Raw genomic sequence first — 23194 nt, 5'->3', positions numbered from 1 at the left:
CCTCCGGCAGTCGGATGCGGCTCAATAGCCGGTAAGTTCGAGATAGCCAACGCCATCGTGTGTGCCGGTGAAGCTGATCGGTCCTTCCCAGTAGGCGAAGCCAGTCCCCATCCACGCCCGGGGATTGAGCGGCTTGCAGGAGATCGAGAACGAGCGCGACGGGATCGCGATCTGCCATTCCACCGGCAGCTTGCGACCGGCCACCTCCGCCGTTGCCTTTGGTGTCATCTGGATGTCGCTGCCTACAATCATCCGTGTTCCGCCGCCGGCGCTGATCCAGTTGCCGAACGGATAATCCTCGCCGTCCTTCTGGCGCAGCCGGTACAGCATCAGCTTGTCGCCGGTGGCGAGATGCAGTGACAGCCAGTCCCAGCCGGTCTGGTCGGCGTCGAGCGGCTGGCTGCTCCATTCGCGGTCCATCCAGGCCTGGCCCGAGACCTCGACCGGCTTGTCGTCGATGGTCAGCATGCCGCGCGCGCGGTAGAACGGCTGGCTGTAATAGTACGACGCCTGTCCGCGCTCGGACTTGCGGCTGTAGCCGCCGTCCCCCTGCAGGACGACCGGACGATCGGCCTCGAGCGTCAGCGCATAGCTGAAATCGGTGCCAGATGCCTTCAGCGTCACCGGCGACAGGGTGCGATCGTCGCTGTGCTCAGACCCTTTCATCTCCCAATCGTCGATCCACGCCGCGAACGGCCTGGCCTCGACGTTGGCCTGACCGATGCCGCCGCGCGAAAACAGCTCGTTGAAGCGGTGTGTGTCGGCGCGCGTCACCGCGGCATGCGCCATCCAGATCTGCTGATTGGCCCAGCCTTCGCCTTGCGGGCCCGGCTTTGCGGCCTGGCGAAACAGCGTCCATTGCAGCCCGCAAGCAGCTCCAGCACTGTCGACGAGGTTCGCCGTCAGATACCACCACTCGATGCGAAAATCCGGGTGCGGTCCGTGATCGGCCGGGAACGAAAACGTCTTGCCTGGCGTGACCCTCGCAAAGCCGTCCGCGGTTTCGCCGAGCCCGGCATAGCCCTGCGCGTTGACGCGGCGCGCGAGGGCCAGCGCGGCGATGCCGCCGGTAAAGGCGCGTCGCGAGAATTTGTCAGCGCTCATTGGCAAACACCTTGACGAGGTGTGCGGCCTGCATCCGCGCCAGCCGTAGCACCGGCGGCAGCGCGGCCAGCAGCGAGGCTACAAGCGCGACCGCCACCAGCTCGACCAGTTGCAGCGGAAAGACGTGGAACGGCAGTCGCCAGCCGAACGCCTTCACGTTGACGATCGCGATCAGGCACCACGCCACCAACAGCCCGAGCGGCACCGCGAGCAGCGTCGTGAACAGCGCGACCGACAGCGTCTTGGTCAATTCGATCGCCGCAAGGCGCGGCCGTGTGATGCCGATCGCCCAGAGCGGCGCGAGCTGCGGCAGGCGCGAGTTCGCCAGCGTGAGCAGGCTGGTCAGCAGCGCGATGCCGGCGACGCCGAGCGTGAAGGCGTTCAGCGCCGAGGTCACCGCAAAGGTGCGGTTGAAGATGCGGATCGATTCGGCCTTCACCGTTGCCTGATCGGCCACCGCGCGATCGTCGAGCGCGAACCGCTTGTGCAAGGCCGCGATCAGGCCGGCAATTTTGTCCCGTGGAACGACGAGTCCGATCCGCGTCTGCGGCGTCTGCGGAAACTGCCGGATCAGCGCCGCGACATTCACCGCGAGCTGTCCCTTGGGATTGCCGTAATCGGCATAGATGCCGACGATGTCGAGCTCCCAGCTCCCCCCAGGCGCCGGCACCTCGATGACGTCGCCGACGCGGACGCCGAGGCGGCGGCTCAGCTGCTCGCTGATGAAGGCGGCGTTGCCCGGCACCAGTTGCGTCCAGGCGCGCGGCGCGGACTCCAGCAGCGGCCAGCGCTCGCGATAGAGCGCGTGATCGGGCAGGCCGAGCAGTTCCACCGGCTGGCCCTGCACCTGCGTCTCCGCCCGCCCACCCGACAGGATCGCCTGCACCTCGCTGCGGTCCCGCAGCCAGTTGCGGATCGCGACCGCCTGCGCATTGTCGGCGGCGCTGATATAGACGTCGGCGGCGAGCCGTCCATCGAGCCAGCCGACGAAGGTGCGGCTGAACGTTTCCACCATGGTCGAGACGCCGACATTGACCGCCAGCGCGAGCAGCAGCGCCATCAATGCCAGCGACAACCCGGACAGCTGTTGCCGGCTGTCGGCCCAGAACCACAGCGCCAGCGGCCCGCGCGCCAAACGCTGGCCGACGAGCAAGAGGAGTTCGAGGAAGGCCGGTAGGATCAGAGCTGCGCCGAGCATCAGCGCCGCCAGCTGGCCGAACCCTGCGATCAACGACTGTCCGTAATAGAGCAGCAGCAGCGCGACCGCGAACACCGCGCAGGCGGCAAGACTTTGCAGCATCAGCCAGCGGCGCTGCCGTTGCTGCCAGGCCCGCGGCTGTGCGGTCGCCAGCACGGGCATCCGGATCGCCTTGATCAGGCTGGTCGCGGCCGCCACGATCGCGCCGGCAATGCTGATGCCGATGCCGGCAAGCCACCACTCGGGCCGAAGCGTGAGCTGCCCCGGAATCTGCGCGCCATAAAGCCCGCGCAGCGACGCTGCGACGTCGGGCAGCAGCGCGGCCGCGATCACATAGCCGCAGACGAGCCCGATCAGCCCTGCGAGCAGCGCCAGCGCCACCAGCTCGACCACCAGCACGCTGTTGACCAGCCGCGCCGAGGCGCCGCAGGCGCGCAAGGTGCGCAGCATCGGCAGCCGCTGTTCGAAGGCGAGTCCGACGGCCGAGTTGACGATGAAGAGGCCGACGAAGAACGACAGCAGGCCGAAGGCGGTGAGGTTGAGATGAAAACTGTCGGTCAGACGTTCCAGCTCCGTCTCCGCATTCGGCTCGACCCGCTTCAACTGCTCGCCGACGACGCTTGCGAGCGGCGCAGGCTTGCCCTTCACTTTGCCGATCAGCAGGCGCGAGACCTGGTCCGGCTTGTTCAGGAGCCGCTGCGCCACGCCGATATCGACCACCAGCACGTCGGGCACGAGTTGCGGCAGCACATGCAGCGGCGGCAGCTCTGCGCCACTGCTGATCGACGGCGTCGCGCCTTCCGCCTCGTGCAAATCGCCAAGCGTCTCTCGCGCCGCCAGCGTCTGGCCCGGTGGCGCGACGAAGCTGCCCAGGTCCGCGGCACCAAGGCGCGGCGCATTGCCGACATCGACCGGCAGCGTCACCGGCTCGATGCCGAGCAGCCGCATCGAACGCCCATTGACCTGGACCCGGCCTTCCAGCACTGGCGAAACCGGCCAGCCTGTGCGGCGGAGCTTGACGAACAAGTCCTGCGAGAACGTCGCCGCATCAGGTGCGACCAGCGTGGCCGTGCGCACGCCGCCAAACGTCGCCGCCGCGCGGTCATAGGCCGTGCGGGCCTGCTGGTTGATCGCCTGCACACCGCTCCACAGCGCGGTCGCCGCGATCAGCCCGATCAGCAGCGTCGCGAACTGCATCCTGTGTCGCCGCCAATGGCTGAGCAGCACCGCGAGCACCCACAGCGCGCGTCTCATGCGATCCGCCCTGCGTGGAGGACGATGTGGCGGTCGAGCGTGCCGGCCAGATGCAAACTGTGCGTCACCATCAGGAAGCCGCAGCCGGTGCGTGCGACGAGGTCGCGCGTCAGTGCCAGCACATCGTCGGCCGTGGCTTCGTCCAGATTGCCGGTCGGCTCGTCCGCGAGCAGCAGCGACGGCTTGGTCGCCAGTGCCCGACCGATCGCGACCCGCTGCTGCTGGCCGCCCGACAATTGCTCTGGATAACGCTTGAGCAGGCCGCCGAGCCCGAGCCGTTCGACCAGCTCCCTGGTCCATGCCGTATCATGCCGGCCGGCGATGCGCGCCTGGAAGGCGAGGTTGTCCGCCACCGACAGGCTCGGGATCAGGTTGAACTGCTGAAACACGAGGCCAATCCGGTCACGCCGCAGTTCGGCGCGCCCGGCGTCCGCGAGCTCGGTGATCTCGGTATCCTCCAGCCGGATCGTACCGCCATCGGCGGCATCCAGCCCGGCGATCAGGTGCAGCAGCGTGCTCTTGCCGCTGCCGGATTCGCCAGTGAGCGCGACGCGCTCGCCCGCCCTCAGGTCGAGATCGACGCCACGCAGCACATGGACCGGCTCGCCGGCCGAGGTGAAGGTTTTGGAGAGGTTTCGGATGCTCAGCAAGGTCAGTGCGCCGGACGGAATTAACTCAATGCTGCGTAGCACACTTGATGTGGAAATGCCGGGGTTGCGTTGCCGTTCAAGCCGTTGTTAGCTCCCGAGACGGCCAAATCAAAAGTGCCGACAATAAAGACATACGGGGAGAATGATGAGCGCTCAGGGAACGCCCAGTGCGGCGGGCAGGACGGCAGGGGTGTCCCAAGGGACGAATGCAACGCCGAAGGGCGCCTGGACCGTCACTTTTCTGCTCTTTCTCTTCATGGTCGTGAACTTCGCCGACAAGATCGTCGTCGGCCTCGCCGGCGTGCCGATCATGACCGAACTGAAGCTCGAGCCTGCGCAGTTCGGCCTGCTCGGCTCCTCGTTCTTCTTCCTGTTCTCGATCTCGGCCATCGTGGTCGGCTTCATCGTCAACAAGGTGGCAACGCGTTATGTGCTGCTGACCTTGGCGGTGGTCTGGGCGCTGGCGCAGTTTCCGATGGTCGGCACCGTCTCCTTCACCACACTGTTGATCTGCCGCATCGTGCTCGGTGCGGGTGAAGGGCCGGCCTTCTCGGTTGCCGCGCACGCGATCTACAAATGGTTCCCGGACGAGAAGCGCACGCTGCCGACCGCGATCCTGTCGCAGGGTTCGGCCTTCGGCGTCATTCTCGCCGTGCCGGCGCTGAACTGGGTGATCGTCAACCACTCCTGGCACTACGCCTTCGGCGCACTCGGCCTGGTCGGACTGATCTGGGTCTGTGCCTGGCTCGCGCTCGGCAAGGAAGGTCCGCTCGAGGACACCCAGGCGCTCGCGGCCAATGAGCCGAAAATTCCCTACGTCCAGCTGCTGACCTCCCGCACCTTCCTCGGCTGCGTGATCGCGACCTTCGGTGCCTATTGGGCGCTCTCGCTCGGCCTCACCTGGTTCACCGCCTTCATCATCACGGGCCTCGGCTTCTCGCAGCAGCAGGCCGGCTTCATCTCGATCCTGCCCTGGGTGTTCGGCGCCACCATCGTCATCCTGACCGGCTGGATCTCGCAGGTGATGATGGCGCGCGGTTACACCACGCGCATCTCGCGCGGCGTGCTCGGCTCGGTGCCGCTGGTCATCGGCGGCCTGATCCTCGCGTTGATGCCGCATGTCTCGGGCGCGGGTCTGCAGATCGCGCTGCTCGTCGTCGGCTCGGGCCTCTGCGGTGCGATCTATGTGGTGTGCCCGCCGATGCTCGGCGAGTTCACGCCCGCCTCGCAGCGCGGCGCGGTCATCGCGATCTACGGCGCGCTCTACACGCTCTCGGGCATCATCGCCCCGATGGTGATGGGCACCGTGATCCAGCGCGCCGGCAGCATGCTCAACGGCTACATGACCGGCTTCACCATCAACGCGCTGGTGATGATCGGCTCCGGCGTCGTCGGCCTGCTGTTGCTCCGGCCGAACACGGAAAAGGCCAGGCTGACCCGTGGCGCGGCTCCGCGGGAAGCCGGGTTGAAGGGTGTGGTCTCGCCGACGTAAGAGGGCTCCCTCGCCTCAATCACAACTGTCGTCCCGGCGGAAGGCTAGGCCCTCGCCGGGACGACACCTGAACTCGGGGACGACGATAAAACTTGCAGCTCAAGCCTTGGCTTGCGTCTTCCGTTCCGTGAACGGCGACAGCACCACCGTTGCGACCATGAAGATCACGGAGGCGCCGAACACCCAATGCGGCGCGCTCTGGTCCATGATCCAGCCGAACAGCAGCGGTGAGACGATGCCGCCGAGATTGAAGCCGGTGGAGACGATGCCGAAGGCGCGCCCCGCAGCGCCGGGAGGCGCCGCATTGCGCACCAGCATGTCCCGCGACGGCGCAATCACGCCGGAGAGGAAGCCGGCGGTTGCCATCGTGGCGGTGAGCGCCCAAGCCGGCAGCGTGACCAACGCGATCAGCAGAACGATCGCGGCATTCGCGGCAAAGCAGGCGGCGGCGACGTAGCCGTGGCGCTCGGTGTGGTCGGCGAGGAAACCGCCGGCGAGCACGCCCACCGCGCTCGAGCCAAGGAATGCCGTCAGCGCCACATTGGCGATGGAATAGGTCGCGCCGTAGCCGCTCATCAGCGCGACCACGCCGAAATTGTTGATGCCGGCCACCGACAGACTCAGCAGCATGAACAGCGCGGTCAGCGTGATCAGGGCAGGCGTGATGACGGCCTGCTTCGGTGCATCCGCGGTGCCGGGCTTGGCCTTGTGTGCGCCGGCGTCGGGAATGCTTATGACCACCAGCAGCAGCGCCACCAGCACCCCGATCGCGCCCGAGGCGAGCAGCGCACCGACGCCGCCGGACACCGTCATCAGCGCGGCGACGATCGCCGGTGCAACGGCGCCACCGAAATAGCCGGCAAAGGTGTGGACCGAGAAGGCGCGGCCCATCCGCGCTTCGTCCATGTGCTCGGCCAGAATCGCGTAATCGGCGGGATGGTAGACGCTGTTGGCGAGCCCGAGCAGGACGGCGCAGGCGATCAGCGAGGCGTAGCTCAGATGCAGCCCGAGCATGATCAGCGCGAGCCCGCCGAGCGTCAGTCCGCCGAGCAGGATCCTGCGCGCGCCAAAATGGTCGACGAGATAGCCGGTGGGTGCCTGCGTCAGCCCGGAGACGACGGCCGACACGGTCAGGGCGAAGCCGAGTTCGACATAGCCGACGCCAAGCTGGGTCTTCAGGAACGGGAACAGCATCGGCAAGACCAGCAGATGGAAATGGCTGACCCAATGCGCGATCGAGATTCCGGTCAGCGTGCGCAGCGCGCTGTCCGCCTTGCCTTGTTGCGGTGCGGCGAGAACGTCGACCATTGCGGTTCCGTTTTGCGTCCTATGGAGGCGCAAAATATCGGGCTGTCGGGTTATTTGTCCATGAACGCGGGCGCATGGCAGGTAGCGCGGGTGGGGCGTGGCCTCACCGATAGCTGCATGCAGCCGTGGGGCACACCGTTCGCGGGGCAAGATCACCCCTCACGACGGCTCTCCCTCACAACGGCTCGTCGTCATTCCCGTAACGATCGCGTTTCGGCGTGGCGATGTCGCCGTCTTCGTAGTCGTCGTCGGTATCGCGCGGCGGCTGGGGCTTTTTGGCCTTGTCCGCTGCGGTCGTTGTCTTCGGCGGCTCACTCGGCTTGGCTGATTTGGCCATGGTCGGTCCCGGATGGTGATGCGTTCATCCGCTTCTAGCCAGAAAACCTAAGCGCTTCCTGACCTATCTCAAGAGCCTGCGGCGCCGCCGTCAGGCGTGCACCACCGGGCCGCCCGCCTTCTTCCAGGCATCGATACCGCCTGCGATATGAGCGGTGTTGGAAAGGCCGGCCTCCTTGGCCGCGGCAACAGCCATCGCCGAACGCTCGCCGAAAGCGCAGAAGAACACGACGCGGCGCCCCGTCGCGGCAGCGACCTCGCGCAGCATGCCGCCGGGCTTGAGGCTCTCCTCCACGCTCGGATAGGGCGTGTGCAGCGCGCCTTCGAGCATGCCATGCTTCATCCGTTCATTGGTCTCGCGCAGATCGACCAGCAGGATGTCGGGCCGGTGCAGCGAGCGGATCGCCTCGACCGCGCTGAGCGCGCGGCCCTCTTTCGCCAACTCGTCCTGATGCAGGCCGACCCGCATATTGGCGGGCACCGCGACGTCCATCATCTTCGGGTTGGGCAGCTTCAGGTTCGCCATCAGCTCGATATATTCGTCGACGGAGCGCACCTGGAGGCGGGGATTGTAGCGCTTCTCCTCGCCGATGGTGGAGACGGTGTCACCCTTGTAGTCGTGCGCCGGGAAGACCATCGTCTCGTCCGGCAGCTTCAGCAGCCGGTTGAAGATCGAATCATATTGCGCGCGGGACGAGCCGTTCTGGAAATCTGTGCGGCCGGTGCCACGGATCAGCAGCGTGTCGCCGGTGAAGACGCGGTCGCCCATCAGGTAGGAATAGGAATCGTCGGTGTGGCCCGGTGTGTACATCACGTCGAGCGACAGCCCTTCGATCGTCACCTTGTCGCCGTCCGCAACGCGCATCGCCACCACGTCGGCCTTGGTCTGGTCGCCCATCACGGTCATGCAATGGGTGCGGTCTCGCAGTTCGCCGAGCCCGGTGACGTGGTCGGCATGCAGATGGGTGTCGACGGCCTTGACCAGCTTGAGGTCGAGTTCGCGCAGCAGCTGGCAGTAGCGGTCGACCTTCTCCAGCACTGGATCAAGGATCAAAGCTTCGCCGCCGGCGCGGCTGGCAAGCAGGTAGCTGTAGGTTCCCGAAACGCTGTCGAAGAGCTGGCGAAAGATCATGGCAGGACCCGGCGTGAGTGATTTCGAGGATTCTACTACGCCGGAGGGCAGAAGGAGAAGTAAATCACTGCACCGATAGGAGATTTTAGAAAATTTTTATTGCGCCGGGGCAGCCACCCCCACCGCTGTCATCGCCCGCGATTCCAGAGACCCGGGTGGGACACGGTGAAGCTGCGGCGTACTGGATTCCCCGCTTTCGCGGCGAATGACACCGAGTTTGGCGCGGACTCGCCCTTGCGTCGCCTACGGCCGCACCACCGTGTACCCATTCTCCGCCAGAAACAGGATCTGCCCGACTCCCACTTGCACCGGCGTTGCCGCCGGAATGAAGTCCGGCCTCTTTCCGGTCTCCCGCTCGATCGTGTCGACCGTATTGAGGCAGATGTCGAAGCGCACGCCCTGCGCGATCAGGCTTTCGACCTGCTTGCGGCGCTCGTTGCCGGACAGCAGCAGATCGATGCCGGGACCGAAGGCGACGACCTCCACCGCGATCTTGTCGGGGTCGTAGGCCTTGAGCAGATTGTTGGCGACGCTCAGCACCAGCGCCTGCTTCCTGGCGTCGCCGTCGGAAAGCTGAAGCACGACCTTGTGCTCGGCGAACGGCTTGTCCTGCAGCGGCACCTGCTGCGCGAACGCGAGCGGCACCGCGGCCCAGGCGAGCAGCGCCAGCAGCATTGCACCCGTGATCTGCGACCGCATCGTTGCTATCCCGCAATGCCCGGATTGCCGTCGACGCCCTTGAGCGCGACGCCGCTGCCGAGCCGTTCCTGGAACATCCGGCCTGAGCGCAGATATTTGCCGACGACGTCCCATACCGGCGCGCCCTGCTGGCCGTTGACCGAGGCCCAGCCCGCGACCTTGTAGCGATGGTTGGCGTTGAGCGCCCTGCCGTTGGCGAGCTTGAGCTCGGAGATGCGGCTGCCGATCGCATTGGCGGGGCTGCAGGCGTAGCTGAGCCCGCCGGCGCGCACCATGTCGCCGCCCTGCTGATGGTAGGGATCGGCGTTGAAGAGATTGTCGCAAATGTCTTCGAGCACGTTCTTGATGTCCGCGCCCGTCATCTCCTGCACGTACGTCTCGGGATAGGTGATCGCGGTTTCCGCGAGCAGGTCTTCCATCGTGATCGGCTGGCCTGATAGCGCGGTGACGCCCCAGCGGAAGCCGGGCGACAGCGCGATCTGGGCGTCGAGCTCGGTGCGCAGGGCGGCGCAGATCAGCTCGTCGACGGGGCCGGCGAAATTATCGCGACGATAGAGCAACCGATCGGGCGTCGCGATCTTCTCCGACCAGTCGGTGACAACAGGCGCGCGCAGCTTGCCGATCAGCTCGGCCATGGCGGGATCGGGCTTCAGCAGTTCGGAATAGACCGGCAGCAGATGATATTTAACGTCGCTGACCTTTCCCTTGTCGAGCGCGAGATCGAGCACGGCCAGGAATTTTCCATTGGACCCGGCATTGGTGACGAGCGTCGTACCCCCGGCGTTCGTCACGGGAATCGGCTGCGGCACGGCGTCATGGGTGTGGCCGCCGAGGATGATGTCGATGCCGGTGACGCGGCTTGCGAGCTTGAGGTCGACGTCCATGCCGTTGTGCGAGAGCAGGATGACTGCATCGACCTTGTCGTTGCCGCGCAATGCGTCGACGTGCTTCTGGAGCTCCTCATCGCGAATGCCGAAGGTCCAGTTCGGTGTGAACCGCTTGGGATGCGCGATCGGCACGTAAGGAAAGGCCTGGCCGATGACAGCGACGCGATGGCCACTGAGCTCCTTGATGATGGACGGCTTGAAGACGCGCCCCGTCGCCTTGTCGAAGGCGGGGGCGTCGTTGAAGGCGGCTTCCTCGGTCAGGAAGACGTTCTGCGCCAGAAACTCGCCCTTGAAGTGCTCGAGATTGTCGCGCAGCGCCTGCTCGCCATAGGTGAATTCCCAATGCCCGGTCATCGCCTCGATGCCGAGCAGATTGGCGACCTCGACCATGTCGCGGCCCTGCATGACGTTGGCGAGGCCCGTGCCCTGCCAGAGATCGCCGCCGTCGACCAGCATGGCATGCTTGTCGCCGACGTCGCTGCGGAGGCGGTCGATCAGCGTCTTCAGATGGGCAAAGCCCCCGAGCTTGCCGAAGCGGCCGGCCGACTTCTCGAACTCGACGCAGGTGAAAGCATAGGCATCGGCGCTGTCGGGCCGGATTCCGAATCGTTCCAGAAAGGCGCGGCCGACCAGATGCGGCGGCCGTCCCGCCATCTCGGCAATGCCGATATTGACGCTGGGCTCGCGGAAATAGACCGGATTGAGCTGCGCATGCGTGTCGGTGGTGTGCAGGATCCGCGCGTTACCGAACCGCTCGATGTCGTAAATGCCGGCGGCTTCAGCGCCGCGCGCAAGCCGCGGCAGCGCAAGCGATGCGGCAGCGATTGCCGAGCTCTTCAGGAAATCGCGGCGGCGGATCGCCATCACACAGTCTCCGCGCCTGGTCTCGGCAGGTCGATCGTTCCACCAGGGCTCACGCTAGCGGATTTCCATTGCCTTCCAGGCCTCTTTTTCCGATGTCGCCTGGAAGATCGACGCTTTCGCCAGCGCCTCAGCTTCCTTGGCGGCGGCCACGGCGCGGTCGAAATCGCCGCCATCGCCCGCCTTCTTGGCGGCCGCCAGCGTCGAGACGGTCGTGGTCCACTGGTTGCGCATGCCGGTTGCCTCTTTGGACGCAGCCTCCGCAGCAGCGTAAGCCGCCTTGTAGTCTGCCTCGCTTGCCGCGCGCGCGGATGGTGCGAGGCTCATGAGCAGCAACATGGCCAAGGGAAGTGACCGCTTCATGGCCGCGCTCCCGGGCCCGAAATCGGCAGGCCGTTGGCGACGTAGGACAGGAAATACTCGACGTCGCGATATTCTTCCGCCTGCGGCTCCAGCGGGACCGCGCGGGTCTGGCTGTTGCAGGTGATGAAGCGGCGGCTGATCGTGCCCATGCCGTTCCATTCGGAGCGGTAGATCGGCATCGCGTTCAGAATGCCGAGCGCGGGCGCCAGGATCTCGGCGCGGATGCGCTGGCCCGGGCTCTGCACATGGCAGCTCGCGCAGGAAAAATTCAGCTGCCCGCGGCGGGTGTAGAAATAGCGCTTGCCGTTCTCGAACGCTTCGCGCGCACGGGGGTCATCGGGGATCTTGATGTCCATCGGCTTGCCGCGCGAGGTGAAGGCCATGTACGCCGTGAGCGAGGCCATCTCGTCCTTGACGTAGGAGTAGGGCTGTTCGCCATTGGCCTCGCGGCAGCGGTTGAGCGCGAGCTCCAGCGTGACGACCTTGCCCTCCTTCGTGTCGAAATAGGGATAGTTCTGGCGAATGCCGATGCCACCGTCGGGGAAGCAGTCGGCATAGGTCTTGCCGTTCTTGAACGGCGTCGAAAACATCTCCTTGCCGGCGTCGAGCACAAACTCGTAGGGCGGGAATTCCTCCTTCTCCTGCCACTGCCGCCTCATGCCCTCGTTCATGGAATAAGGACCGTTGACGAAATCCTCATGCTTCACATCGGGAAACTTGTGGAAGAAGTAGTTCTGGAATGCCTTGGCGTCGGCGACGGGATCGATCTTGTCGGCCGCAACAACGCGCGGAGAGGTGAGCGCGAACGCGACCAGCGCGGCGCTGAGCGAAGACAGCAGGAGGGCGGTGCGGGCCTTCATCACGCGATCTTCGCGGTGGTCGTATCCGATCCACCCTTGTTGTCGGCCCAGGAGATCGTCAGATCGTCGCCCTTCCTGCCGCCCTTGAAGCTGAACTTGACGTAGGGGTCCTTGGAGATCGCGGTGCCCCAATTGGCGACGAAGACGTCCTTGCCGTTACATGCGAACTTCAGTTCCTGGATGTAGTGCGCCGGAATCAACTCGCCCTTGGCGTCCTTGACCAGGCCGGTATCCATGGGGTGCTGGATCAGCGTCTGCACCTCGGTGATGTCGCCGTTCGACGTTGCGCGGACGCGAATGCTGGATGCCATGATTGTTCTCCTTCGCGCCTCAGCCGCCGCAGCCGCCGACGGTGACCTTCACTTCCTTGGTCGCGCTGTAGAGCTTGCCGTCGGCTTCCACGATCGCGGTCACGTTGCTGGTCCTGGCCATCTTCAGGCGGTTGGCGACGGCGGGGATCGTGCCGTCGGGAAATTTGTAGGACGCCGCAAGTGCGTACGGATTCTCGGCGACGAAGAACGAGATCGAGGTGACCTTGTCCAGCGTCGTCGTCACCGACATCGGCACCACGCCGCCGTTTTCGGCGATCTCTGGCGCATCGAGCTTGACCTTGTCGGACGGCTCGGCGGTCCTGCCATAGAGCGCCTTGATCGCGTCGGCCTGGTTCTTCAGTTTGAACGCCTCTTCCGGATATTTGTCGTTGGCCGCGGCGTGCGCCGGCACGAATGCGAGATTGCCGAGGCCGATCAGCGCGACCGAGACGGCGCCCTGAAGGATCAGGCGCCGCGTCGGATGAGGGCCGGTGGTCGTCGTCATCAAAAGTCTCCTTGGCCGACCGTTACAGCGTCTGCAGGAAATCAACGATCGCGTTGATCTCCTGTTCGGTCAGGATTCGGTTGCGGCCGAACGGCGGCATCATGGTCTGCGGGTTGCGCTTGGTCTCGTCGAACAGGATCGCAACCAACTCGTTACGATCGGGGTATCTGGTCTTGAGGTCCTTCAGCTCGGGGCCGATCGTGCCGGGCAGATCGCCACCCTTCATGACGTGGCAGGTCAGGCAATTGCCCTTGCTGCGGTCGAAGGCGAGTTTCTGGCCCTCGGCGACGGTCGACTGCGCCCATGCGGGGCGCGCGGCGAGGCCGGCGAGGACGACCAGCGCGAGGAGCAGGGCGGGCTTGCGAAAGGCGGTCAAGGCGTCGGTCCGAGTTGTCCGAAAAAGATAGTGTTCAAAAGCACAAAGGACATGCCCTGACAATCAAGACTATGCAGGGCGCAAAATGGCGTTAATATCTTTCGCATTGCAACTGACGAGATGGATCGTTCATCAAGCCGGCTTTCTCCGGCGCTGTTTTTTGGGGCGTTTTGCCCTCGGCTTGCGTTTTGGTCTGCTTTCTCATTTTCCGGGGACGTGAATTGGCTGATTATGTCGTTGAATTTGGCAGGGACGGCGGGCGGGTCGAGCCTGACGGCCGTCTCGATGCACCGGCCTTCCATCGCAACCACGAACCGCTGTGGACGGCACTCGAAAAGCATCTTGCCGGAAAGTCGGGCGACGTGGTCGAGGTCGGCAGTGGAACCGGCCAGCATGTGGTCCATTTCGCCCGCCACACGCCCGATCTGGTCTGGTGGCCGAGCGACCTCAACCAGCGCCATGTGAAGAGCATCGAGGCCTGGCGTGTGCATTCGGGCCTGTCGAACATCCGCAGCCCCCTGCGGATCGACCTGTCCGATCCCGACTGGTGCGCGGAGATGAAGAGCGGGCAGGGGCCGACCGATCTCGCCGCCGTGTTCTGCGCCAATGTCATCCATATTGCGCCCTGGGCCGTGGCCGAGGGACTGTTCGCCGGCGCCGGCCGGTACTTGCGGTCCGACGGACAGCTGTTCCTCTACGGCCCGTTCAAGCGCGGCGGCAAGCACACCGCACTGAGCAATGCCGTGTTCGATACGTCGCTGCGCGAAGGCAATCCCGAATGGGGCGTGCGCGACGCCGGCGACGTCGAGACCCTCGCGCGCGGCATAGGGCTTCGTCTCATCGACACGATCGAGATGCCCGCGAACAATCTGACGCTTGTGTTTGCGCGCGGGTAGGCGCGAGGCCGTCAGGCCTCGCCCTCCTGCCAGCCGATCTTCTCCTTCAAGAACTGGAAGCCGAGCACCTGGAAGCCGGCGCGCTCCTTGTTGTCCTTGCCGTAGCCGTGGCCGCCGGCGGCGGGCTCGTAGAACCAGGCCTCGTAGCCCATGGCCTGGAGCTTGGCCGCCATCTTGCGCGCGTGGCCGGGATGGACGCGGTCGTCGCGCCGCGTGGTGGCGATCAGGATCGGCGGATAGGGCTCGCCGGGTTTGGCGTTGTGATAGGCGGAGTAGGTCTTCAGCCACTCCCACTCGTCCGGCTTGTCGGGGTCGCCATATTCCGCGATCCAGCTCGCACCCGCGAGCAGCTTGGTGTAGCGGCGCATGTCGATCAGCGGAATCGTGCAGAACAGCGCGCCGAATCGCTCCGGATAACGCACCAGCATGTTGGTGATGAGAATGCCGCCGTTCGATCCACCCTGGGCGGCGATGCGCTTCGGCGTGGTCACGCCGCGGCGGACGAGATCGGCGGCAACGGCTGCGAAATCGTCATGCGACAGCCTCTTGCCGGCGTAACGGCCGGCATCGTGCCAGCGGGTGCCGAACTCGCCGCCGCCGCGCAAATTCGCCTGCACCGTCGTGCCGCCGCGCTCCAGCCAGAGCTTGCCGAGCGATGAATTGTATTGCGGCTTCACGGCGAGGCCGAAGCCGCCATAGGCGCTCATATAGACCGGTGCATCGCCTGACACGCCGGCGGGACCGGTCTGCACATAGGGAATGCGCTCGCCGTCGACAGAGATGGCCTCGTGCTGCGTCACTTTGAGGCCGTCGGCGTTGAAGATCTTCGGCGCCTGCTTGAGCACGACCGGGCTTTCGACGCCGCGTGCGAGCAGCATCAGCGAGGATGGCGTGAGCGGGTCCTGCACGTTGGCGAGCAGGTCGCCATTGCTCTCGGACTGATAATGATCGAATGGCCAGACGTCGACCACGCCGATCGCGGGCAGGCCGCGCAGCGTCTCGCGGCTCCAGCCGGTGGGCAACGGCGTGCAGATCTCGAACACCGGCTGCAGCTCGTCGAGGATCGACAGCAGGAGCTTGCCGGCGGCCCAGGAAAATCCCTGAAGCGCGCGGCGTGGTCCGGGCTCGAACAGCACGGCGAAGTCGCGGTCGCCGGCGAGAAATGCCGAGAGCGAGATGCCGAGCACGCTGTCGGCCGCATGGGCTCGTCCCGCAACGGTCCATGGCTCTCGCAGCTTGATCGCGAACCAGTCGCGATGCGCCTGCATCCACACGCCGCTCGGGAGGTCGAGCCTGGTGAGCGTGCCGGCGGCGTCGCGAAGCCAGATCGCGAAATTGAAGAAGTCGAGCTGATCGATGATCCAGGCGCGCGGCGCCGCACCGCTGTCGTCGACGCCGCAATAGACGCGCATGCGGTCGGCACTGGTCTCGAAGATCACTTCCGCCTGCTCGACCGGCTGTCCGCGCCGCCACAGCCGGACCGTTCTGGCGTAGCCCGACGTCGTCGCCATGCCTTCGCCATAGGCGCTGGAGAGCACGAGCGTATCCGGACCGAGCCAGTCGACACTGCCCTTCGCTTCCGGCAGGACAAAGCCGTCGCTGACGAAGCGCTTCGCTTCTGCGTCGAATTCGCGCAGCACGACCGCGTCGCTGCCGCCGCGCGACAAGCTCAACATGACCCGCGAATATCCGGACCGCGAGGTGGTCCAATTGAGCAGCCAGTCTTCGCCCTCGCCGGCGGCGAGGGCGTCGACGTCGAGGACGGTTTCCCAGGACGGCTCGGCTTTGCGGAATTCTGCGAGCGTGGTCCGTCGCCACAGGCCGCGCGGATGCTCTGCATCCTTCCAGGTGTTGTAGAGCAGGCCGCCGCTGCGGCTGACATAGGGAATGTTATCGGGACGATCGAAGATCGCCGCGAGCAGGTCGCGGTCGCGTTCGAACGCCACGCTGCCGAATTTGTCCAGCGTCAGGCGATTCTGCCGCTCGACGAATTCGAGCGCGCGGACGCCCTCGACCTCCTCCAGCCAGAGCCAGGGATCGTCGTCGGGAGCGCTGAGCGTAGGCCTGTCGTCGACGGACATGAACGAAACTCCCTGAAACGGCGGCGGGATAGGATTTGATCGAGCGCAAGCCGTCAAGAGCGCGGCCCGGTATCATCGGCCCGATTGCGTCACCGGCATGGCCTGCGCCCGTTTGCGCCGGTTGCCCGGTCCTTTCGGCCCCTCCATAGTGCCGGGAATCAACAAGGCCCCTTGGGCGGAAATGCCGATGCTAGACGTGACTTCAACCAGCGAGATCGCCAACGACGCCCGGGTGCGCGCCAACGTGGTGCGCCTCGCCGCCGCGCAGGCGCTGACCGGCGCCAATTCGGCGGTGATCTTTGCCACCGGCTCGATCGTCGGCGCCACGCTTGCGCCCGACATGTCGTTCGCGACCGTGCCGATCTCGATGTACGTGCTGGGGCTCGCCGCCGGTACGCTGCCGACCGGCGCGATCTCGCGCCGCTTCGGCCGCCGCGTGGCCTTCATCACCGGCACGGGCCTCGGCACGCTCACCGGTCTCACCGGCTCGTTCGCGATCCTGCACGGCTCGTTCGCGCTGTTTTGTCTCGCGACCTTTCTCGGCGGCCTCTACGGCTCGGTGGCGCAATCCTATCGCTTCGCCGCGGCCGACGGCGCCAGCGCGGCCTATCGGCCGAAAGCCGTGTCGTGGGTGATGGCGGGCGGCGTGTTCGCCGGCGTGCTCGGTCCGCAGCTCGTGCAATGGACCATGAACATCTGGTCGCCTTATCTGTTCGCCTTCAGCTTCCTGGTGCAGGCCGCGGTCGCATTGATCGCGATGGGCATCGTCGCCGGCGTCGACATGCCCAAGCCCGCACCCGCCGATCTGCATGGGGGACGACCGCTGCTGACGATCGTCACCCAGCCGCGCTTCATCGCCGCCGCACTCTGCGGCGTCATCTCCTATCCCATGATGAATCTGGTGATGACCTCGGCGCCGCTCGCCATGAAGATGTGCGGGCTGAGCCTGTCCGATTCCAATTTCGGCATTCAATGGCACATCGTCGCCATGTACGGGCCGAGCTTCTTCACGGGCGCGCTGATCTCCCGCTCCAGCGCACCGAAGATTGTTGCGGCCGGCCTGCTGCTGGAAGCCGGTGCCGCCACCATCGGTCTCTCCGGCATCACCGCGATGCATTTCTGGGCCACGCTGATCGTACTCGGCGTGGGCTGGAATTTCTCCTTCATCGGTGCGTCCGCCCTGGTGCTGGAGACGCACCGTCCGCAGGAGCGCAACAAGGTGCAGGCCTTCAACGATTTCCTGGTATTCGGGATGATGGCGGTCGGCTCGTTCTCATCGGGGCAGCTGCTTGCGAATTACGGCTGGTCCGCGGTGAACATGGTGGTGTTCCCGCCGGTCGCGATTGGCCTCGTCGCGCTCTCGCTGGCGTCCTGGGCCCGCCGCCGCAAGGCGCGACTCGAGGCTGCGATGGGCGAGTTCCCGGACGCGATTTGATGCATGATCCGGGAAAGTGTGCAGCGGGTTCCCGACGATGTCACGATCGAGAGGATGGCAGGAGGCTGTCAGCAACGTCGATAGTTCGATCGCTGTCGAAGTGATTTTCGGCAGCCGGGTTGTTACATGATGCTCGTCATCAACAGGCGGGCGTGAAGCGAAGCGCTCGCGGGGGAAACGAAGGACAAGCGCAAATGCTCGACAATCCCCGCACCACCGCGCCAATCGACGAAACCTCGCTCCGCTACGAAGGTTGGCGCATCGTCGCGGTCTGTTTCCTGCTCGCGACCTTCGGCTGGGGCCTCGGTTTCTACGGCCAGAGCGTCTATGTCGCCGAGCTGCAGCGCGCACGGGGCTGGCCGGCCTCGCTGATTTCGTCGGGCACGACCTTCTTCTATCTGTTCGGCGCGCTGCTGGTCGTCTTCGTCGGCGAGGCGGTCCGGAAATATGGCCCACGCATCTGCCTGATATCAGGCACGCTGGCGATGGCGGCAGCTAGCGTCGCAATCGGCGCGGTGCGCGAGCCCTGGCAGCTTTATCTGGCCGATGCCGTGCTCGCCTTCGGCTGGGCCGGCACGAGTCTGGCCATGATCACCAACACGATCAGCCTGTGGTTCGACCACAAGCGCGGCATGGCGATCAGCCTGGCGCTGAACGGCGCCAGCTTTGGCGGCATCGTCGGTGTGCCGCTATTGGTGACGCTGATCAGCCATGCCGGCTTTGCCGGCGCGATGTATGCGGCCGCGAGCGCCATGCTGGTGCTGCTCGTGCCGGTGATCCTGCTGGTCGTCGGCCGGCCGCCCGATCTTCACGGCTGGCACGCGTCGGCCAAGGCGAAGCCGCAATCCTCGGCACAGATCCGTGCCTGGGCGCTACGCGATGTCGGCTTCCTCACCGTGACGATTGCCTTCGCGCTGGTGCTGTTCGCGCAGGTCGGCTTCATCGTGCACCTGATCTCGTTCCTCGATCCCGTGATCGGGCGCGAGCGTGCCGCCGTGGCGGTCGCGGTGCTGACCGCGATGGCGGTGATCGGCCGCGTGCTGTTCTCGACGGTGATCGATCGCCTCAACCAGCGGCTGGCCTCGGCGCTGTCGTTCCTCAGCCAGGCGGCCGCGCTGTGCGTCGTGATCAATCTGCACAATGATTACGTGCTGATCGCGGCCTGCGCGGTGTTCGGCTTCTCCGTCGGCAACCTCATCACCTTGCCGTCGCTGATCGTGCAGCAGGAGTTCGACTCGGCCTCCTTTGGCGTGCTGATCAGCCTGAATACCGCGATCAACCAGGTGACCTACGCATTCGGCCCCGGCGTCGTCGGCTTCTTGCGCGATTGGTCCGGCGGATACGCGCTGCCGTTCTACCTGTGCATCGCGTTGGAGGTGCTGGCGGCGGCGTTGATCATGGTGCGGGGGAAGTCGCGAGCGAAGACGGCATAGGGGCGCGACGGCGTTTCGATACGCTCCGTCATTGCGAGGAGCCCTCGCGACGAAGCAATCCAGTCTGCCTCGCAATGACGCGGAGAGAGCGGAGCCTAAATCTCCCGCTGCCTCAGCAACGCCTCCACGTCCAGCCGCTTCGTGAACATCGTGAGCTTCCCATCCGGCCCGACCGGCCACTGCTCGCGCGGCCTGTCCCAATATAGCTCCACGCCGTTCTGATCCGGATCGCGCAGATACAGCGCCTCGGACACGCCGTGGTCGCTGGCACCATCCAGCGCGATGCCTGCCGACAACACCCGGTGCAACGCATCCGCCAGCGTCGGGCGCGTCGGATAGAGGATCGCGGTGTGAAACAGCCCGGTCGTGCCGGGCGGCGGCGGCGAGCCGCCCTTGCTATCCCAGGTGTTGAGCCCGATGTGGTGATGATAGCCGCCCGCCGAGATGAAGGCCGCACCGGAGCCCATGCGCTGCATCAGCTCGAATCCGAGCACGCCGCAATAGAAGCCGAGCGCGCGATCGAGATCGGCGACCTTGAGGTGAACGTGGCCGATCCTGGTGCCTGCGGCGACGGGTGATGATTGCGGCATGTGGCTGCTCCATGTCTGAACTCCAGATAATCCGGGCATCGGGACAGCGCTACTGCCTGGTCCCGAAACCCAGCGTTTCCGGATGCGAAGCTATGAAAGCTCCGGCACCTCGCCCTCCGGCAGCTCGAATTCAAATGTGTTCAGCGTCATCGACACCATCGTGTAGTAGCCGCACAGGCCGATCACCTCGACGACGCCGCGCTCGCTGAGCAGCTTCACTGCCTCATCGTAGAGACCCTTCTCGACGCCGTGGCCCTCATGCAGCGACTTTGCGAGGTCGTAGATCATCTTCCCCTTGGGATCGTCGAACTCGGGCGTGCGGCGATCGCGGATGGCGTCGATGATCTCCACCTTCATCCCGCCCGCGAGCGCGAGGCGCTTATGCGCATACCACTCGTAATGCGCGGTCCAGTGCCGCGCCGTCACCAGGATCGCGATCTCCGACAGCTTTGCCGGAAAGATCGTGTCGTAGCGCAGCACTTCGCCGAGCCGCGTGGCGTGACGGGCCATGTCGGGGCTGTTGAGCCAGGCCATCATCGGCGCCGGCGGCTTGCCGCGTTTGCCGGCGATCGACTCGTCATAGGTCTGCCGCTGACTCTCGTTCATTTCGCCAGGCGAAAGAAGTTTCAGGCGCATTCGCGTTTCCTCTTTGTTTTCAAGCACCATCGCGCCACGACTATAGCCGACAACGCGCCACGGAAGTGGTTGAATTCCGCGAGGGCTTGGCCCAGAGTCGTGTCCAACAAATCTGATGTGATTGATGGAAGCGATCATGAGCGAGACTGAAACCGCCGAACTCGAACAATTTCGCGTCGAGACACGCGCTTGGCTGGAAGCGAACTGCCCGCCGGAGATGCGCAAGCCCGCGACCGCTGACACGGATGTGTTCTGGGGCGGACGTAATGCAAAATTCTCGTCCGAGCCGCAGCGCATCTGGTTCGAGCGCATGCGCGACAAGGGCTGGACCGTGCCTGACTGGCCGAGGGAATACGGCGGCGGCGGCCTCAGCGCCGCCGAGCACAAGGTGCTGCGTTCCGAGATGGCCAGGATGGGCGCGCGCCCGCCGCTGTCGAGCTTCGGCATCTGGATGCTCGGACCGGCGTTGCTGAAGTACGGCAACGAGGCACAGAAGAAGGAGCATCTGCCGAAAATCGCAGCGGGCCTGATCCGCTGGTGCCAGGGCTATTCCGAGCCGAACGCCGGCTCCGATCTCGCCTCGCTGCAGACCCGCGCCGAGAGCGATGGCGACGAATTCGTCATCACGGGGTCGAAGATCTGGACGTCCTACGCCAACTACGCCGACTGGATCTTCTGCCTCGTCCGCACCGATCCCGCGGCGAAGAAGCACGACGGCATCAGCTTCATTTTGTTCGACATGACCTCGAAGGGCGTGACGACCAAGCCGATCCTGCTGATCTCGGGCTATTCGCCATTCTGCGAGACCTTCTTCGACGGCGTCCGCGTGCCGAAATCGCACGTGGTCGGCACCGTCAACCGCGGCTGGGACGTCGCAAAGTATCTGCTTCAGCACGAGCGCGCAATGATCTCGGGCATGGGCGAGCGCGGCGTCGGCCGTCCGCTCGGCCAGATCGCGGCCGACTCGGTCGGCTCGGATGCACAGGGCAGGCTCGACGATTCCATGCTGCGCGGCCAGATCGCGAGCTTCGACGTCGACGAGGCCGCGCTTGCGGCCTGCGCCGAGCGCGCGGTCGATCTCGCCAAGGCAGGTCAGGCGCATCCGGCGTTCTCGTCGGCGATGAAATATTACGGCACCGAACTCAACAAGCGCCGCTATGAAATCCTGATGTCGGCCGGCGGCGTCGATGCGCTGGAGTGGGAGAGCGAGCGCTCGCGGCAGGGCGCCCGCCCGCGCGCCTGGCTGCGCACCAAGGCCAACTCGATCGAGGGCGGTACGACGGAGGTGATGCTCGGCATCGTCGCCAAGCGCATCCTGGATCTGCCGGGGGCGTGAGCCGACCTCTCTCACCACGTCATTCCGGGGCGCGACGTAGTCGCGAGCCCGGAATCCATGATCCCGATCGTGGTTATGGATTCCGGGCCTGCCCCTTCGGGCCATCCCGGACTGACGAAGACAATTGGATTTCGAATCGGAAACACGCACATGGCTCTCGTCCTCACCGAAGAACAATCGATGCTCCGCGACAGCGCGCGCGGGCTGATCAGCGACAAGGCGCCGGTGTCGCACCTGCGCAGCTTGCGCGATAGCAAGGATCCCACCGGCTTCTCCAAGGAGCTGTGGCACTCCTTCGCCGAGATGGGCTTTGCCGGCCTCCTGGTGCCGGAAGAGTTCGGCGGCAGCGGCCTCGGCTTCATGGAGGCCGGTGTCGTCATGGAGGAGATCGGCCGCACCTTGATGCCGTCGCCGTTTCTCGCCACCTCCGTGGTCGCGGCCTCGGCGCTGAACCGCGGCGGCAATGCCGCGCAGAAGGCGGAATACCTGCCGAAGATCTCCAACGGCTCGCTGCTCGCAACGCTCGCGGTGGACGAGGGCGCAAAGCATCGTCCGCTCCAGACCAATTTGCAGGCCGTGCGCGCCGGCAATGGTTTCAAGCTGTCGGGCGCCAAGGCGCTGGTCGTCGACGGCCATGTCGCCGATCTCTTCATCGTCGCCGCGCGCACGGCTGGCTCCGCCGGTGGGCGCGACGGGCTGACGCTGTTCCTGGTCGATCCCAAGGCCAGGGGCGTTGCGATCGAGCGCACCGTCATGGTCGACGCGCACAATGCGGCGCGGATCGAGCTTGCGAACGTCGAGGTCAATGCCGACAGCGTGCTCGGCGAGGTCGACCAGGGCGCCGCTTTGCTCGACGGCGTGCTCGACATCGGCCGCGGCGCGATCGCCGCCGAAATGGTGGGCCTCAGCGACGAGGTCTTCAACCGCACCGTCGAGTACCTCAAGAACAGAAAACAGTTCGGCAAGCTGATCGGCGAATTCCAGGCGCTGCAGCACCGCGCGGCCGAGCTCTATGTCGACATCGAGATCACCCGCGCCGCCACCATGAAGGCGCTGCAGGCGCTGGATGCCGACGTCGCCAAGGCTGCTTCAAGCGTCGCAGTCGCCAAGGCCCGCGCCGGCACCACCGCCACCCGCGCGGTGCAGGAAGGCGTGCAGATGCATGGCGGCATGGGAATGACCGACCAGTTCGACATCGGCTTCTTCATGAAGCGCGCACGCGTGTGCGAGGAGCTGTTCGGCGACGCCAACTACCACACCGAGCAGCTCGCGCGGGCGCGGGGGTATTGAGGCAGGCTGAGGCGCGAAGGGCGTGCCTCATGTGCGATGACAGTTGAGGGTGTGGAGGGCGCCTACCCCGAACCCGTCATTGCGAACGAAGCGAAGCAATCCAGACTGTCTTCGTGGAAAGACTCTGGATTGCTTCGCTACGCTCGCAATGACGGCGGTTA

At 65.4% G+C, this 23194-nt stretch carries 22 protein-coding genes; 6 read left to right on the top strand and 16 right to left on the bottom strand.

The features are described 5' to 3' along the window. Positions 1 to 21: 21 nt before the first annotated feature. From XH90_RS33540 to XH90_RS33530, 3 genes are read right to left on the bottom strand one after another with little or no spacing between them, the layout of a single operon-like run. Complete coding sequence (locus XH90_RS33540) at positions 22 to 1104, bottom strand: lipocalin-like domain-containing protein (RefSeq protein WP_194478489.1); 1083 nt, start codon at positions 1102 to 1104, stop codon at positions 22 to 24. Next, positions 1094 to 3556: an FtsX-like permease family protein gene (locus XH90_RS33535; RefSeq protein ID WP_194478488.1), complete on the bottom strand. Its 2463-nt coding sequence runs from the start codon at positions 3554 to 3556 to the stop codon at positions 1094 to 1096. Before XH90_RS33535 ends, XH90_RS33540 begins: the two co-directional genes overlap by 11 nt. Next, a complete protein-coding gene (locus tag XH90_RS33530) occupies positions 3553 to 4206 on the bottom strand; it encodes an ABC transporter ATP-binding protein (protein WP_194478487.1) in 654 nt (217 codons plus the stop codon). Before XH90_RS33530 ends, XH90_RS33535 begins: the two co-directional genes overlap by 4 nt. A gap of 145 nt (positions 4207 to 4351) precedes the next feature. Between XH90_RS33530 and XH90_RS33525 the strand changes: the two genes are divergently transcribed. After that, positions 4352 to 5698: an MFS transporter gene (locus XH90_RS33525; protein WP_194478486.1), complete on the top strand. Its 1347-nt coding sequence runs from the start codon at positions 4352 to 4354 to the stop codon at positions 5696 to 5698. A 99-nt stretch (positions 5699 to 5797) separates the two neighbouring features. Here the strand turns inward: XH90_RS33525 and XH90_RS33520 are convergent, their stop codons facing one another. The 10 genes from XH90_RS33520 to soxX all read right to left on the bottom strand — a co-directional run bounded on the left by XH90_RS33520 (position 5798) and on the right by soxX (position 13336). Continuing rightward, positions 5798 to 7006: an MFS transporter gene (locus XH90_RS33520; protein ID WP_194478485.1), complete on the bottom strand. Its 1209-nt coding sequence runs from the start codon at positions 7004 to 7006 to the stop codon at positions 5798 to 5800. Between the two features lie 175 nt (positions 7007 to 7181). Then, complete coding sequence (locus tag XH90_RS33515) at positions 7182 to 7343, bottom strand: hypothetical protein (protein WP_194478484.1); 162 nt, start codon at positions 7341 to 7343, stop codon at positions 7182 to 7184. A gap of 90 nt (positions 7344 to 7433) precedes the next feature. Continuing rightward, the gene (locus XH90_RS33510; protein WP_194478483.1) at positions 7434 to 8474 is read right to left on the bottom strand and encodes an MBL fold metallo-hydrolase; all 1041 of its coding nucleotides are present in this window, start codon (positions 8472 to 8474) and stop codon (positions 7434 to 7436) included. A 243-nt stretch (positions 8475 to 8717) separates the two neighbouring features. Beyond that, complete coding sequence (locus tag XH90_RS33505; RefSeq protein ID WP_194478482.1) at positions 8718 to 9173, bottom strand: hypothetical protein; 456 nt, start codon at positions 9171 to 9173, stop codon at positions 8718 to 8720. Between the two features lie 5 nt (positions 9174 to 9178). Further along, the gene (soxB, locus tag XH90_RS33500) at positions 9179 to 10924 is read right to left on the bottom strand and encodes a thiosulfohydrolase SoxB (protein WP_194478481.1); all 1746 of its coding nucleotides are present in this window, start codon (positions 10922 to 10924) and stop codon (positions 9179 to 9181) included. Between the two features lie 54 nt (positions 10925 to 10978). Continuing rightward, positions 10979 to 11284, bottom strand: a complete 306-nt coding sequence (locus tag XH90_RS33495) for a hypothetical protein (protein ID WP_194478480.1) — start codon at positions 11282 to 11284, stop codon at positions 10979 to 10981. Continuing rightward, positions 11281 to 12144: a sulfur oxidation c-type cytochrome SoxA gene (soxA, locus tag XH90_RS33490; RefSeq protein WP_194478479.1), complete on the bottom strand. Its 864-nt coding sequence runs from the start codon at positions 12142 to 12144 to the stop codon at positions 11281 to 11283. The genes XH90_RS33495 and soxA overlap by 4 nt, the downstream gene beginning before the upstream one ends. After that, the gene (gene soxZ / locus XH90_RS33485) at positions 12144 to 12455 is read right to left on the bottom strand and encodes a thiosulfate oxidation carrier complex protein SoxZ (RefSeq protein WP_194478478.1); all 312 of its coding nucleotides are present in this window, start codon (positions 12453 to 12455) and stop codon (positions 12144 to 12146) included. Before soxZ ends, soxA begins: the two co-directional genes overlap by 1 nt. Before the next feature lie 19 nt (positions 12456 to 12474). Further along, on the bottom strand, positions 12475 to 12960 hold the full coding sequence (gene soxY, locus XH90_RS33480; protein ID WP_194478477.1) for a thiosulfate oxidation carrier protein SoxY: 486 nt from the start codon (positions 12958 to 12960) through the stop codon (positions 12475 to 12477). A 22-nt stretch (positions 12961 to 12982) separates the two neighbouring features. Beyond that, entirely contained in the window at positions 12983 to 13336 is a 354-nt protein-coding gene (soxX, locus tag XH90_RS33475) for a sulfur oxidation c-type cytochrome SoxX (RefSeq protein WP_194478476.1), read from the bottom strand. Between the two features lie 221 nt (positions 13337 to 13557). Between soxX and XH90_RS33470 the strand changes: the two genes are divergently transcribed. Continuing rightward, positions 13558 to 14232, top strand: a complete 675-nt coding sequence (locus tag XH90_RS33470) for a DUF938 domain-containing protein (RefSeq protein WP_194478475.1) — start codon at positions 13558 to 13560, stop codon at positions 14230 to 14232. 11 nt (positions 14233 to 14243) lie between these two features. On the opposite strand, the gene XH90_RS33465 is transcribed toward XH90_RS33470, so the two are convergent. Next, entirely contained in the window at positions 14244 to 16313 is a 2070-nt protein-coding gene (locus tag XH90_RS33465; protein WP_194478474.1) for a prolyl oligopeptidase family protein, read from the bottom strand. Positions 16314 to 16500: 187 nt separating this feature from the next. Here XH90_RS33465 and XH90_RS33460 point away from each other — a divergent pair, with 187 nt between their 5' ends. Both XH90_RS33460 and XH90_RS33455 read left to right on the top strand, forming a co-directional pair. After that, positions 16501 to 17748 (top strand): MFS transporter, encoded by a 1248-nt coding sequence (locus XH90_RS33460; RefSeq protein ID WP_194478473.1) that lies wholly within the window; start codon positions 16501 to 16503, stop codon positions 17746 to 17748. Between the two features lie 194 nt (positions 17749 to 17942). Next, positions 17943 to 19181 (top strand): MFS transporter, encoded by a 1239-nt coding sequence (locus XH90_RS33455; RefSeq protein ID WP_194478472.1) that lies wholly within the window; start codon positions 17943 to 17945, stop codon positions 19179 to 19181. Positions 19182 to 19276: 95 nt separating this feature from the next. On the opposite strand, the gene XH90_RS33450 is transcribed toward XH90_RS33455, so the two are convergent. After that, positions 19277 to 19771 (bottom strand): VOC family protein, encoded by a 495-nt coding sequence (locus XH90_RS33450; RefSeq protein ID WP_194478471.1) that lies wholly within the window; start codon positions 19769 to 19771, stop codon positions 19277 to 19279. A gap of 90 nt (positions 19772 to 19861) precedes the next feature. Beyond that, positions 19862 to 20407, bottom strand: coding sequence for a carboxymuconolactone decarboxylase family protein (locus XH90_RS33445; protein WP_194478470.1), 546 nt, complete (start codon positions 20405 to 20407; stop codon positions 19862 to 19864). Between the two features lie 136 nt (positions 20408 to 20543). Between XH90_RS33445 and XH90_RS33440 the strand changes: the two genes are divergently transcribed. Further along, a complete protein-coding gene (locus XH90_RS33440; protein WP_194478469.1) occupies positions 20544 to 21743 on the top strand; it encodes an acyl-CoA dehydrogenase family protein in 1200 nt (399 codons plus the stop codon). Between the two features lie 150 nt (positions 21744 to 21893). Continuing rightward, on the top strand, positions 21894 to 23033 hold the full coding sequence (locus XH90_RS33435; protein WP_194478468.1) for an acyl-CoA dehydrogenase family protein: 1140 nt from the start codon (positions 21894 to 21896) through the stop codon (positions 23031 to 23033). Positions 23034 to 23194: the final 161 nt, after the last annotated feature.

Source organism: Bradyrhizobium sp. CCBAU 53338 (genome assembly GCF_015291665.1).
In the GTDB taxonomy this organism is placed as follows: Bacteria; Pseudomonadota; Alphaproteobacteria; order Rhizobiales; family Xanthobacteraceae; genus Bradyrhizobium.
The sequence above is the reverse complement of the archived record's forward strand: the minus strand, read 5'-3'. Positions and strand labels throughout refer to the sequence as shown.